This window comes from uncultured Gimesia sp., assembly GCF_937910335.1.
Lineage (GTDB): Bacteria > Planctomycetota > Planctomycetia > Planctomycetales > Planctomycetaceae > Gimesia.
Window position 1 is genome coordinate 1 of the sequence record NZ_CALEMX010000476.1, and the last position, 14,092, is coordinate 14,092.

Sequence of the window (14,092 nt, forward strand, 5' to 3'; positions counted from 1 at the left end):
TATTTTTTTCGACGCAGACTGCCAGTAACCAAAGTAATTCCGATTCGTTTCCCCGTTTGTTTACAAAGCTGATATTGAGAAATGAGGTTACGAATACAATAGCGAAAAATAAAAGACTGAGTAATATCATCGAGAAGATGGGTGAGAGAGAGGCGACGAACAGCACAGGTGCAAAGATGATTACCGGAGCAAATAACAGGAGTGGTATTCCCAGTGAGATCCAACCTAAAGTTTGTATTTTCAATGTCAGGGTTCGTAGTGATTCAGGTAACTCATACTGTTCGCCTTGATTCAGGTATTTTGTTGCTTGATAGCAATAGAGTTCCAGAATAATGGGGATGGGGAAAAAGAGCATGATTGGCAGAATCAGAAACAGTGACCCTGAAAGGGAATGATCATTGTTCAGCACGATTAGAACGCAGATAACCATCAGAATTCCACTGCAGGCAACCATGAACAGAGTATAGAAAATCCATATGGATTTAATGAAGGGGTTCACACCCTGATGCCCAAAATGATTAATTCGTCGAGCGAGCATAATGGAAGAGATGCCCGTAATCGGAAAATTAACAAAAAAGGCCAAACAAAATATAAATCCAAATACTTCCACGGATCAAATAGCTTTCCGACAAGATAACTTACGAGAGATCGTTCAATAATTTGATTAAAGGCATAAAGAGTGCGATGACAGGTATGCCGATGATTAACACAATTCCTGCTAACACCAGAGGTTGAAGTGCGAAAACGAGAGAGCCTGTTTTCATGTTTGCTTTTGCTTGAAAAATATTGCTGCTGGCACGCAGTGAATCGACAAATAGCTCCGGGCGATCTTGCCATCGGAAGATATGTGCGAAATTTTTTGAAAAATGGCGTGTTTCTTTCGCGACCTCGGTGAGATTGAGACCGTTCTGGATCCGTTTTTTCAATAGATCACAACCCTCGATGAGATTCGGGTCTCTGGTAATCTGGGCCGCTAGTTCGAGAGCTTCCGGTAATTTAATCTGGGCTTCAATCAATGTAGCCAGCATGCGGCAAAATTGAGCAATTGACGTATAATTTAAGATTCTTCCAAAGACAGGTATCGAATTAAGCAGGCGTCTGCGTGTCCCTCGCATTTTGAAGAGATCAAAGCTGAACCAGATTCCTGAAGAAATGACTATCAGCCAGAATATGATGCGGAGTCCATATAGGGACATGAGATCAGAGAGACTGATCACCAATAATGTTAAACCAGGGAGCTCTGTTCCAAAGTCAGATAAGAGTTTTTTGAAATTGCCAACAATATTTACCATAAGAAAGTAAAAAATGAGAAAGGATCCAAAGAACAGAACGCTCGTATAAAAGAGAGAAAGCATAATTTTATGACGTGACTGGGCCAGAAGTCTCTGACTGTCGATGTAATCTTCAATGATAGAATCCAGTTTTCCTGTTTGCGACCCAGCTTTGATCAGGGAGACAAGGTTTTCTGGAACGTCATTTAAGTTTTGTTTAAAGCTCTCTTCGGCCGTTTTGCCTTCTTCCAGTTCAACGGCAATCTTTTTAAATGCACGGGAAAGTTTTTTTGACGTTGTTTCTTCTGCTAAAGTGCGCAGGCTCGCAGAAAGTGGTACTCCGCAAATTTTAAAGTGAGAACTTTGAGATGCGATGTCGAGATATTCTGACTCGGAGTTCCAGGCGGCTTTTCCAAACTTTGAGAGTTGATCTCCGGAAAAATCCGTTATTTCCAAAGCCGCTTCCGATGTCATAGAGTCATCGGTTCCACATAAATCAACGCGAATAATTTTTAGTCCCTGTTTCATCAGTTGAATACGCGCGGATTCATCACTCACCGCTTGCAGGAAGCCTTCTTTTTCCTGCCCTTCATCGTCAATGCAAAGATAGGAATACCGATTCATTATAAACTGGGACTCCCTAACATTTTTAGAATTTCAACAAACGGCAGGAATATGATGATTGCGTAACAGGCGGTAATACCTCCTGCAACGAAAACCAATAATCCAACAGGGATGATTTTTTTGATCCAATCGAGACGATTCAAAACTCGTATCCGATAGACCCTCGCAATTTCAGACATAATATTTGTGAGATAATTTTGATGAGTTTTTTCCATCATCATCGTTTTTATAAAAGTCGGAAATTGCTTGCAGGATTTCATACCCTCTTGCAGCGAAACCCCTTTTTCTAACTGTGATGAGAGAGATCTGGAATCGGCAATGAGGTTCGTGTTGCCCGTTGATTCGGCAGCTAGTGTGAGTGACTCATGAAGAGGCACATCATAGGAAAGCAGCATCCCAGCCATTTCTGCAAAAGTGGAATAATTCATTTCTCGAAATAATGTTCGATATCCAGGGATCCACCCGTAAGCAATCGTTAAGAAAAATTTACCAGATAATGATTCATGTTGTTCTCGAGGAATAAGAAACGAGGAACGACTGACTTTCCAGCTAATGACCAAAAGTAAAAAAAACAATGGAATCAAAAAGTACCAGTTCTGATAAAATTCGAGCACATTATAAACAGACTGCATCAAAGAGGTTCGTTCTAGATTGAACATATCTTGAAGGTCAAGCAGTTCAGGAAAGATGATGAAGCAAACAAAAAGCGAGAGGATAAATGCCATAATCAAGACAAGAGCAGGATATAACAACGCATTACCAATTTCCTGGCGTAGCTCCATTCGAGAACGGGAAAAGGATGTGTATGCTTGCAGCGCTTCCGGAAGGCGTCCCATGCGCAGTCCCGACTTAACCAGTGATGTATAAGCGACTGGTAATTTTTTCGACTCTAAGTCGAGTGCTTCTTCTAACGTGGAACCTTGTTCAATTCTTAATATGAGTTGTTCTGTAAAATTGCGTGAATCCTTTCTCAAATGCTTGGCTGCATTTCGCAGACCTTCATCTAAAGGGATTCCTGCGCGAACCATGGAAGAGAGTTCTTCATTCAGATCTGTCAGATTTTCTGCAGATAATTTCTGAATTGAGGGTTTGTCAAAATTAACCATGATGCTTCAAAACTCGCAGGTGATCTACTTGGTGAAGTGGCCTTGTGTTCATTGTAATAGAGAGAAAGTATTACCGCCACAGATCAAGAAAAATTTGAACGTTATAAGGCAGATGCCCTCTCAATAGAGACAAGTATTACTAAATGGCTGTCGAATTTTCTCATACCAGCCTCAAAATAGAACACGTTTCATCAGCATTTTTGTTTATAAAGATCTAAAATAGACAGTTTTTTAAGAATCTGACCATGTATTTGTTCCTGTCGATCAGAGGGCTTTCATTTACGGACTCTCAGGATGTCGGCAGGATTACAGTTTACAGATTCAGGATGGCATACTAAAAAAGGAAACCTTTATGAGACAAATTCGATTTCAAAACAGGAAAGCTCTGCTCGTATGATTCGAACTAAAATAAAATCTGCATTATCAGCGTCTCAGTCGGGCGAAACAATTAAGGTTTGTGGCTGGGTACGAACTCGTCGTGATTCTAAAAGTGGTTTTTCCTTTGTTGAATTAAACGATGGCAGTTGTATGGCCAATTTACAGGTTGTCATTGATCAAAGTGTTCCTGACTATGAAGCGATGATCAAAGATGTCACAACTGGCGCGAGTGTTGCCATCAATGGAAAAGTGCATGAATCGCCGGGGAAAAATCAACGTATCGAATTACATGCTGAATCATTTCATGTTTACGGGACTGCAGACCCGGAAACATATCCCTTACAGAAAAAACGACATAGCTTTGAGTTTCTAAGAGAAATAGCGCATTTACGTCCGCGCACGAACACCTTTGGAGCAATTACCCGTGTTCGTAACGAGGCTGCGACTTCGATTCACCGTTTTTTCCAGTCCCGGGGATTCGTCTATATTCAAACCCCGATTATCACAACCAGTGATTGTGAAGGGGCAGGCGAGATGTTTCAGGTCACAACTCTCGACTTAAAACGCCTCGCTCAGGTGCAGACAGAAATCGATTTTTCACAAGACTTTTTTGGAAAGCCTGCATCATTAACTGTAAGTGGACAATTAGAGGCAGAGATTTTTGCAACATCTATTGGAGAATGTTATACATTCGGTCCCACATTTCGCGCAGAGAATTCAAACACATCCCGCCATCTGGCAGAATTCTGGATGGTTGAACCTGAAATGCCGTTCTACGATCTGGAAGATAATATGGCTTTGGCAGAAAGTTTCGTGAGGACTGTAGTGGGCGATGTTCTTGAGAACTGTTCCGAAGACATGGAATTCTTTAATAAACGAATTGATAAGACGACTCTCGAAACACTGAGAAATATTACCGATAACGAATTCATCCGTATTTCTTATACCGAGGCGATTAAGATCATAAAAGCCAGTGGAAAGAAATTTGATTTTCCCATTGAGTGGGGAAGTGATATGCAATCAGAACACGAACGTTTTTTGACAGAAGAGCATTTTAAACAACCGGTGATCGTTTATGGCTATCCCAGAACGATCAAGCCATTTTATATGCGATGCAATGACGATGGTAAAACTGTCTGTGCTATGGACGTGCTTGTGCCAGGTGTAGGTGAGATAATTGGTGGAAGTCAGCGAGAAGAGCGGTATGATGTCCTCGTTGATCGGATGAAAGAGGGAGGCTTAAATCCGGACGAATATTGGTGGTACACCGATTTACGAAAATATGGGACGGTTCCCCATTCAGGGTTTGGCCTGGGGTTTGAACGTCTGATTCAGTTAATCACTTCAATGACAAATATTCGAGACTGCATACCATTTCCCCGAACTCCTAAAAACGCGGAGTTTTAATTGCCTGTCAGCGACAGCGAACTACTTCTGTTTTTTTAGCAGGTGTTGTTTAAACCATCTGACAACGGCTTGACTCGCACGGGTATTATCTTCACCTTTAAATCCGTGCGCCGCGTCTTTAATGACTAAAAGCTCTGCTTGAACTTTATGATCTTGAAATTGCTTCATGATCTTTTCGCTGTGACTAATTGGAACGAGCTTATCCTGATCTCCATGAATGAGTAACGTTGGGGGATCGTCCGGGGTGACATGTAACACCGGGGAAAAATCATCAGCGAGGTCAGCATCAAATTGTAGAGCAGGATAGTTATGGTAATAAGGGGATTTTTCATCAACAAATTCTCTTATGTCCGTCGGTGGATAATAAGCAACGACGGCAGCAACGCGATTACTGTTTTGTAAAACAGCCTCTTTGGCTTTTGGGTTTCCTTTATCTGAAGTCGTCCCCAGAACTAACGATAAATGACCACCGGCGCTACCTCCCCAGACACCTAATTGCTCGGGATTCACGCCATAATCTTTGGCATGCAGGCGAATAAATCTCACACTGCGGCGAACGTCATTCACAACCTCTGGAATGACGAATTTGGGACTGCTTCCATGCCTTACCGAAAATACGGTAAACCCTTCATCGAGTAACGGTTGAAACCTGCTCAGCATGTTTTTGGGATCAGTCCATCTCGAATGCCAGCCACCACTTACCATAAATAAAACACCTGCCCCATTAGGCTTTTCCTGGGGACGATAAACATCAAAGGTAAGAGCCATTCCATATTTATGCCCATAAACAACATCAGGAGTAATTTTCACATTTTCGTCAGCACTCAATGAACAGACTGGTAAAAAAATGGAAGCAAGCAAGGTTGCAATGAAGAGAGATTTCATGGTTGATCCCCGGCAATATGATAATGAACTTTTATGTCTTACGATTCTAATCGATTTACATTTGTGTTCACAACGGTCTAACCCAGACCTATCAGGAAAGTTAGTCTTGACCGGCAGATGCCAATCGCAACAATTTTGAACTGAAATTTAAAAATCTGAGTAGTTGCCAAGCCAGAAAGACCTATTTCGCAGAGCGATCGTAATTTGTCTTTTTGATTCAGGAATTTCAAAAGCGATTTGCACTTGAATCAATAAAAGACAGAAATGGTGATGATTTTGAATCACTTTAAGAATAACTCGCTCATTAGAATTGAACAGGAAAACAGAGACCGTTTTCATTCAACTCGGGAGACTGAGCTAAATGCAGCCATTGGTCAGGCTCGCTCTGGAAAGATTCGTCCTTTTGTCAAATTGCAATGGCCGACAGTGAAATTAGATGACTGGCAGTGGGACATCATTGAGTCACTGTTCAATCCCACCATTCGACGCGTCTTTGTAAAAGGAAATACAGGCTGCGGAAAAGGAGCTGCAGCAGGAATCGCCTGTTGTACTTACTATCATATCTGGAATGACGCCAAAATAATCATTACGCGTGATTCCATGAAAATGGCACAAAAAATTGCCTTTGGTGAAGTTGATAAATGGTGGCGCCATATGTCCCATAAACCGCCGGGAAAACTTCTTACATCCGGTGTATATGATAACAAACAACATTCTATTTCTCTGGCAAATCCACAGCATATTGAAGGATTTCGAGGCGCTCATTCCTCCCATGTCCTTTTTTGGTTTGATGAGGCGACAGCACCAAACCTTGAAGATAAATACAAGCTGGCAAATACTCAGGCAAAAAAATTTTTGGCACTTTCAAACCCTTCTACATTAGCGGGTGCATTTCGAGATGCCTTTCCAATAGAAGATCCGGATAAAACACAAACGATTATTGATCAATATGGTAAAACACGCTGCATTACTGTCAGTGGATGGGAATGTACGAATGTGAAAGAAAAATGTCTCGAACAACCAGTGGCGCCCCTGGGTGGCTTTAAAATCGCTGGTACGTTTTATTCACACGGTGCTCCCATTCTCAAAGAACATTTCAGTCAATGCCAACCGATTATTCCAGGACAAACCTGTTACGATGAATTTATGGCGTTATTAAACGACTCCGATCCGCTGATTCGAAATGTTTATGCGCTAGGTAAGTTTCCTGATCAGGATCCAGCGAAACAGATCATTTTACCGAGTTGGCTGGTCAAACCTGTCAAATTTTGGAATCGGTGGAACCAATTGTGGAGACGTGCTAACGCAGGGAAGCACAATATCGCTTTAAAATATTTAGATCAGATCTTGCCTGTAGAGGGTTTTGGGCTCGATGTGGCAGCATCCAGATACGGCGATAGCTCTGTACTGGCTGTGGGAGGCCGCTATGGTATTCGTGCCATTCACGAATGTCAATTCTCTGATACACAGCAAACGATGTCGTGGGTCTTGGAGACAGCACTTGCTTACGGAATAAATTTGAAACAAGGCAATGTGCCGATCGCCATTGACTGGGGAGGCGGATATGGCAATGCGGTAGGTGATCCATTGAAAAAAATGAATGTGCATGTGATTGAAGTTCATGGCAATGCAACCAGTGATCTAGACTCGCAAAAATATGCAAATAAACGGGCAGAGCTTTATGGTGAAGCTGGAAGAAGACTTGACCCGGCGGGGGACTTTCGCATGATACCCTTCGGGTTGCCCGATAACGAAAGACTACGTGCCGAGTTGGTAGCTCCGGCAAAAATCTATTCAGGCCATGACGGAGAAAAGTACTACATAACTCCCAAAGGTCGACGTGGTACCGATGAAAACTATACGGGAAAAACCATTCGGGAACTTTTGGGACGATCACCGGATCGGGCTGATGCAGTCGTTTATTGCTTGTGTGCATTACGAGATCAGCAGCGCCGACACCTGATTGTCGCATAAATGAGCAAAGTAAATGATTTAGTCAATCAAAATAATCGATTCATAAACAGGAATGATCTACTATGTGGAACCCCTTTAAGAAAATTGCCACTCGTTTTAAAACTCATCAATTTGCAGTCGCACTTCGAACGGCTCTTGGGTCAGGCCAACCTGGATCTTGGAGTAGCGATCACCGCCAGGAAGCCGAACAATTTACGGGTTGGACGTTTGTTGCAGTTCGAGCAATTTGTCTTCAGGCAATGCAGGCATCTGTGTTTGTCTATAACGATTCAGTAAACGCATCAAAACAAAAAAGATTGAATCAACGTATCCAGGAACACTCCGGATACGTTCAGGCAAAAAGTCTATATGCAGGAGAAAATGGTGCGTCAGTTCCCCTTTCCAACGACCATCAGTTATGTAAGATCTTAAAGCATCCAAATCCGTCACAATCAGGGGCCTCTTTCCGTTATGAGCGTGTGTTACAACTTCAGTTGACAGGCACCTGTATTGTCTGGAATGTGCCCAATAAATTCGGTAAAACTGTTCAGCGATATGTCATCCCAACAACGATTGCCACACCAGTCTCTCCTACAAGTGATTTGCCAGAAGGAGGTTATAAAATACAGCCGACCTCGTTACGCAACTTTCAAGCTGGATTCAGTAGTGCGTTTACTGAGACGGGCACTTTTCATCAGGTCGCCGGGAAAATCATTCCCATTACTCAATTACAAATTACGCGCTGGCCACACCCTGTTTACAAGGATGATGGCCAGTCTCCTGTGAGCGCGGGTGCCAAATGGATCGACTCCGCAAATCAAATCGATGCAGCTCGTTGGGCTCAGATGAATAATGGAGCTGATCCTTCCATTGTGGTCACATGTGGCAAAGATATGAACCCAACGCGAGAGGAACTCGAAACAGCGGCTGCCATGTTTGAACAGAAATATGGTGGCACTGAAAATACCGGTAAGGCCATCTTTACAACAGGAGAACAGGTTGTCTCACTGACGACCACTCCCAGAGACATGGACTATAATCAGTCATTTGTTCAATTCAGAGATGCTATTCTTGCTTTGCATGGTGTCCCGGGAATAGCCGCTGGAATTTCAGACGGTGGAAGCTACGCTGCTTTTTATGCGAGTTTAAAGCAGTTCATTTCTCTTACAGTACAGCCCATTTTAGATTTATTGGCGGAAGATGATACCGAACATTTAGCCCCACAGTTTGGGAAAAACTTGACGATAGAAATTGAAGCAACTCACATAGATGATCCTGATATATTGGAAAAACGATTAGCGACAGATATACGTGCACAGATTATCAAAGTAGACGAGTTACGGGCAATTCGGGGATTACCACCTTTAGGCCCGAAGCAGGGAGGAGATCTCATAGTGAATCAAAACAGTAAAGAACAGCCTTCACTTCAGGAACAGGAAAGCAATGATTCAACTCATCCCGTTTTACCTGCAGGAAAAAGTATTGTTAATGGAGCAAAGTCGGATTCTCAGTATCGATTTGGCAGGCACTCAATTCAATAACTAATCTTTTCATTCAGCATTTTAAGAATAGTCTATAAGAGAACAGGCCTGACACGCGTTAGTAGGAAATTTGATGTATCACTAACTATGCTTTATTTGACACCGACCGTATGATTAGTTTGTCGTATTCGAGATCTGTTCTATTCATGGGTTGAAAGAGTATAAGCGTAATGTCTGATAACAACAAAATCCACTTCAGTAAAAAAAGATCATGGAGTCACGATTTACCAATCAGTTTTTTGATGCAACAAGGTGTGGAAAATCCGGATGTTCTTTCGTTAGCCGCCGGGTTAGTTGATCAGAACAGCCTGCCCGTCGAGATCACAAAAAAATCTTTTGAGCATTTGTTTTTAAATCAAAAGTCTGCAAAAGAAGCTTTACAGTATGGCACAACGGCTGGTTCATTACCGCTTAGGTCACTGCTGTTATCGCATTTAGAAACTCTGGAACAAAAATCTGCTGAAGCATTAGGGATTACAGAAGATAACATCATCGTAACCACTGGCTCTCAACAGTATCTGTCATTGCTGGGCGAAGTTCTACTCGATCCGGAAGATATCTGCCTGGTAGCAGCTCCGACTTATTTTGTATTTCTCGGAGTCTTACAGGGTTTAGGCGCGCGAATCATCTCGGTCGAAACGGATGAATCGGGAATGCGCATGGATTCTCTTGAAGCGACTCTCGCGATGTTGGAGTCGCAGGGGCAATTAAACAGAGTCAAATTGATCTACCTCGTAAGCGATTATGAAAACCCCTCCGGCCTCTCTCTTGCTCAGGATCGACGTCAGCAAGTTATACAAATAGCACAAAACTGGTCTAAGCAACAACGGATTCTCATACTGGAAGATCTGGCGTATCGTGAGCTTTGCTACGATGGACCTGTTGTTCCGAGTATTAAAAGCTTTGACTCGACAGGCGAGACTGTGATTCTGACACAAACATTTTCTAAGAGCTTTTCTCCAGGATTAAGAGTGGGCTTTGGTGTTGCCCCAGTGGAAGTCTGTGCTGCGATTCAAGATAAAAAAGGAAACGATGACTTTGGTTCAACGAATATGAGCCAACACATTCTTGCAACAGCATTGCGCCAAAACTGGTACTATGACCATGTTGAAAATTTAAGAGCAGTGTACCGAGAAAAACGGGACTGTATGTTGCAAGCCGCTGATCTCCACTTTTCAAAATTACCGGGCGTCCATTGGGTTCATCCCAATGGAGGCTTATATGTATGGATGACATTGCCAGAGACTATCGAAACGGGGTTTTCGAGCCCCTTATTTCAAACAGCGATACATGAAGAAAAAGTGATGTATGTTCCTGGAGAATTATGTTACGCAGTCGATCAAGGTCTTAGCAGTACAGAACAATCTCCCGTGCAAAAAAATCATATGCGACTGACATTTGGAGTTCAAAACCTTGAAGGCATTCAGGAGGGAATGAAAAGGTTAGCAAATGCTGTCAAGTCGTTCATATGAAATAGCTTAAGACTATAAGACGAATTGGATCACTGCACAAAGATTACGATTTTAGGAATCGGCTTAAGGGAGTTTAACGATTGTGACGATAAGGCAGACAGGGTTTGGCCGTTTCTTCATTGAAATCAAAATCCTTTTGCATCTCTAAGCAAAAAAGACAGGATTTCCTCTAAAAGCAAGAAGTCTAATGGGCATTTGTGATTCCTGCCATTCTGGATGTTGCCGATCATTTGCTGTTCCCATTTCTGGGGCGGACATTCATCGTTTCACACATGACGAGGAAAAACCATTTTGGGATTTTGCCTGTCGCTGGGAGGATTCAGAGGGCTTAATTTCCCGCAATATGGCTCCGCATTTCTTTTTTGAAATACACCATCAGTTCCCTTCGTGATTTGCTTAAAGCACATACCCAGTCTGTCATTTCCTGGAACAACAAAGTGTCGCTTTTTGACCGAATGTTTACCAGATGAAGAGCACCCCAAGGGATTGGGTCGTTGCAGTATTTACGGAAGCCGACCTCATACCTGTCGGAGCTTTCCTGCAAAATTAAACGATTCCAACGAACTGGCCGTTCTCTATGAGATTCCCAGTAATGGACGAGATGGCGAACCGGCTTACGATTTATGTCCGAGGCAGTGGACTGCATCCGATTTAGAACCAAATGATACGATCCAGAGTTTGGTTATCGCGCAATATGAAATGACATTTTTCAAGAAAATTGCTGCGATTTGGAACCAGAATCCAGGAGAATGGAATAGCTTTCCAGAGTTTATTGATATCATTTATTCAAACCGGATCTCCTCCGAGAATAAAAGTGACTCAAATTTGGAATCGCCAGAAGCGGATGACAAGAGATTACATTCTGCGGAAGAGTCCGGATCATATCGGAAAGCGGCCTGAGCAGACACGCAGCCCAAACAGTTCTCTGTGCCAAGCTCGATTCTTTAGCGATCGCTTATGATTTGTCGCCATTAATATTTCAAGCGATAATGAAATTTGTCTTGTCACCAAAAGGCTTGCCTGCTTTTTCCTCCTTGAAACTGAGTAGGGTCTTGTTCTAATTCAGAATGAGTGATCCTGTTTTCTGTTCTCTTGACGGGTATCAAGAAGATACCAGTCAATGAGAAAACCTCAAGAATCGTTTTCTTCAAGCCAGGACTTCCGGATAGAAAACGATGAATATTTGGAAGTACTTCAGGCTCTAAAAAAGTAAAATTTATTTTCAACCATCTTGACCCATAGGTGCCGAACCTTAAAACACAGCCTCGTCGCAAACATGAACTGTTTCTTTCCGAGGCAAAATGTGAAAACAAAAAAAGCTAAAAATTCCTTGCAGGTCATCCTCAAGAATCGGCACAAAAAATTTGGAACATTCTGCCGCATCGCAGGCAGATCATCAGATCTCTCTTTGGCGTGTCAATCACAGCCCATGATCGATGCACAATTAATGTCCGCACGTGCCATCATTAATACTCCAGGGGAAGACCGTGAAGGTGACATTATAGTCCCCAAGGGCGTACATCTCGAAAATTTCAGTAAGAATCCTGTTGTACTTTGGGAACACGGTTTAGGTGAAATCACCCGCCCCATTGCCAAGTGTCAACATCCAGATGGCAATCTGGCATTAGAAGTCGAAGAGAGTCAGATCTTAGCGACCTCTTACTTTACAGATAAATCTTTGGAGTCGATGCAGATTTTTCATCTCATTGCGGAGGGGCTGGTAAGGGCAACATCAGTTCGAGCAGTTCCCATCAAATCTTCCACAAGAAAAACATCGAATAATGGTGTAGGAATCATACTTGAGGAATGGGAACTGATTGAGTGGTCTTGGGGTGCATTGGGCGTAAACCCGGATGCCATAGCAAGAACCATTGATAGAGGAACAATCGAAGGCCGCAATATTGCGGAGCCACTTTTGAAATCACTCAAATCGGTTCTTCCTTCAAAGAAACATGCGATACCCGGCTGGACAAGTTCCACAAAAAGACTGTTGCAAGAAAAAAGTAATAAAGAAAATGTCGACCTGCCTCAGGTAGCTGGCAAGATAATTATTCAGCCCGAGGATAAAGATTGTGTGGCAATCGAACCTGTTAATTCAGATAAACAAAAAAATGTGAGTCGATCAAAATCAAGTCTGCAGGAGATAAGAAATAAGACAAATATAACGAACACCCCTGTTTCTGAACTCACAAACCGGAAAACACAAAGTGTGCCTTTAGGGGCGCAGATATTGAAGTTCATTCAGTCTTCTATCAAAGAATTGACTACACAGGTTGTTTCCACATCTCTTGCATTGGAAAACGAGCGGATTAAATCGTTTTTAAATACATTCCTGCTCTCTCTGGAAAAGGAACAAGCCACTTTAGCTGACTTATATAGAGACAGTTATTCTCACCTCAATATTTCCATCGAGCTTGAAGAAAAAAATCTGCATGAGAATGATTCAATTACACGGTCTTCAACAGCTTGTCTGGAGTCCGAAATGATTCGTCAACTGCTAAAGTCAGATTATTATGGTCGCTTAAAAAAATTGTCGCAGTCAGGAAATTTGACAGTTCATCAGCGTCAATTATTAACTGAAATCTTAAAGCAGATTAGTCCTAATCGTCATAGGCAGCTTTCCTATGATGAAAAGACGTTAGAGAGAAATGTTGAAGAACTTTCACAAGCAGTCGTAGAACTAAAACAAAAAATATCTGATCTACTGCCTGCCTGAATGGAAACAGCACAACGAAGAATAAAGTGCTTGTGATTTACATGCAGTATCTCTGGATAAAATGTTGATTTAATGAAACATAAAAAACAGTTAGAAGAAAGGACATATTTAATGTCTGAAACACTCGAAGAAAAAGTAAAGTCTCTCTCATCAAATATTGAAAATTTGACCCAAAGTGTAGATCTGTTAAACAGCCCTGACATGAGTGGGGTGCATCAAGATAGTCAGGGCCGACTCTCCAGTTACTGGCAAGCAGAAGAGAAGGGAACCGCTCGAGTGGAATTGAATAAATCCCATTCAAATAAGTTTCGAACTTTACCAGTTGGCTATAAACCATATTCAGAATTTCATTCGTTTGGAGAATTCATTCGGTGTGGATTTAAAGATCGCAGTGAAGTCATCGCCAAGACAAAGAAGTCCTGGGGAATGTGTAAAGCGATTCAAGGTATGTCAGAAATTGTGGGAGCCGATGGTGGAATCGCCGTTTTGCCTGAATTCCATCAGGAAATCCTAACCCGTATTTATCAAAACGATATTGTCAGCAGGACGGATCACTACCAAGTTGCGGGAAATAACATGACTTTCCCGACTGATTCTGAAACGAGTCGTGCTGATGGATCACGCGCTGGCGGACTGCGCGCCTATTGGGTAGGAGAAGGCGACCCACTTACGGGTAATACGCCTAAGCTAGCAGGGTGTCCGGAAATGAAATCTAGCGGTATCGCCATTAAGCCCGGAA

At 42.4% G+C, this 14,092-nt stretch carries 11 protein-coding genes; 6 read left to right on the top strand and 5 right to left on the bottom strand.

Annotated elements, in window-relative coordinates:
- From Q0668_RS19195 to Q0668_RS19205, 3 genes are all read right to left on the bottom strand, one after another.
- A partial coding sequence (locus tag Q0668_RS19195) for a hypothetical protein (RefSeq protein ID WP_298867592.1) occupies nucleotides 1-430 on the bottom strand: 430 nt, incomplete at its 3' end.
- A 208-nt stretch (nucleotides 431-638) separates the two neighbouring features.
- Nucleotides 639-1,895, bottom strand: a complete 1,257-nt coding sequence (locus Q0668_RS19200; RefSeq protein ID WP_298867594.1) for a type II secretion system F family protein — start codon at nucleotides 1,893-1,895, stop codon at nucleotides 639-641.
- Nucleotides 1,895-3,001: a type II secretion system F family protein gene (locus Q0668_RS19205; protein ID WP_298867597.1), complete on the bottom strand. Its 1,107-nt coding sequence runs from the start codon at nucleotides 2,999-3,001 to the stop codon at nucleotides 1,895-1,897. The genes Q0668_RS19200 and Q0668_RS19205 overlap by 1 nt, the downstream gene beginning before the upstream one ends.
- Nucleotides 3,002-3,394: 393 nt before the next feature.
- On the opposite strand from Q0668_RS19205, the gene asnS reads away from it, so the two are divergent.
- The gene (gene asnS / locus Q0668_RS19210; protein ID WP_366918963.1) at nucleotides 3,395-4,786 is read left to right on the top strand and encodes an asparagine--tRNA ligase; all 1,392 of its coding nucleotides are present in this window, start codon (nucleotides 3,395-3,397) and stop codon (nucleotides 4,784-4,786) included.
- Nucleotides 4,787-4,807: 21 nt separating this feature from the next.
- Here the strand turns inward: asnS and Q0668_RS19215 are convergent, their stop codons facing one another.
- The gene (locus Q0668_RS19215) at nucleotides 4,808-5,671 is read right to left on the bottom strand and encodes an alpha/beta hydrolase (RefSeq protein WP_298867601.1); all 864 of its coding nucleotides are present in this window, start codon (nucleotides 5,669-5,671) and stop codon (nucleotides 4,808-4,810) included.
- 276 nt (nucleotides 5,672-5,947) lie between these two features.
- On the opposite strand from Q0668_RS19215, the gene Q0668_RS19220 reads away from it, so the two are divergent.
- The 3 genes from Q0668_RS19220 (at nucleotide 5,948) to Q0668_RS19230 (ending at nucleotide 10,637) form a co-directional block, all read left to right on the top strand.
- Nucleotides 5,948-7,645 carry a hypothetical protein gene (locus tag Q0668_RS19220; protein WP_298867603.1) on the top strand — a complete coding sequence of 566 codons (1,698 nt, stop codon included), beginning with the start codon at nucleotides 5,948-5,950 and terminating at the stop codon, nucleotides 7,643-7,645.
- A gap of 62 nt (nucleotides 7,646-7,707) precedes the next feature.
- Nucleotides 7,708-9,165, top strand: a complete 1,458-nt coding sequence (locus tag Q0668_RS19225; protein ID WP_298867605.1) for a phage portal protein — start codon at nucleotides 7,708-7,710, stop codon at nucleotides 9,163-9,165.
- Nucleotides 9,166-9,335: 170 nt separating this feature from the next.
- Nucleotides 9,336-10,637: a PLP-dependent aminotransferase family protein gene (locus tag Q0668_RS19230; protein WP_298867607.1), complete on the top strand. Its 1,302-nt coding sequence runs from the start codon at nucleotides 9,336-9,338 to the stop codon at nucleotides 10,635-10,637.
- A 546-nt stretch (nucleotides 10,638-11,183) separates the two neighbouring features.
- Here Q0668_RS19230 and Q0668_RS25975 read toward each other — a convergent pair.
- Nucleotides 11,184-11,258 carry a hypothetical protein gene (locus tag Q0668_RS25975; protein ID WP_366918964.1) on the bottom strand — a complete coding sequence of 25 codons (75 nt, stop codon included), beginning with the start codon at nucleotides 11,256-11,258 and terminating at the stop codon, nucleotides 11,184-11,186.
- 1,066 nt (nucleotides 11,259-12,324) lie between these two features.
- On the opposite strand from Q0668_RS25975, the gene Q0668_RS19240 reads away from it, so the two are divergent.
- Together Q0668_RS19240 and Q0668_RS19245 are read left to right on the top strand one after the other, a co-directional pair.
- Nucleotides 12,325-13,353 (top strand): hypothetical protein, encoded by a 1,029-nt coding sequence (locus Q0668_RS19240; RefSeq protein WP_298867611.1) that lies wholly within the window; start codon nucleotides 12,325-12,327, stop codon nucleotides 13,351-13,353.
- Nucleotides 13,354-13,464: 111 nt separating this feature from the next.
- On the top strand, nucleotides 13,465-14,092 hold a 628-nt coding region (locus Q0668_RS19245), incomplete at its 3' end, for a phage major capsid protein (protein WP_298867613.1).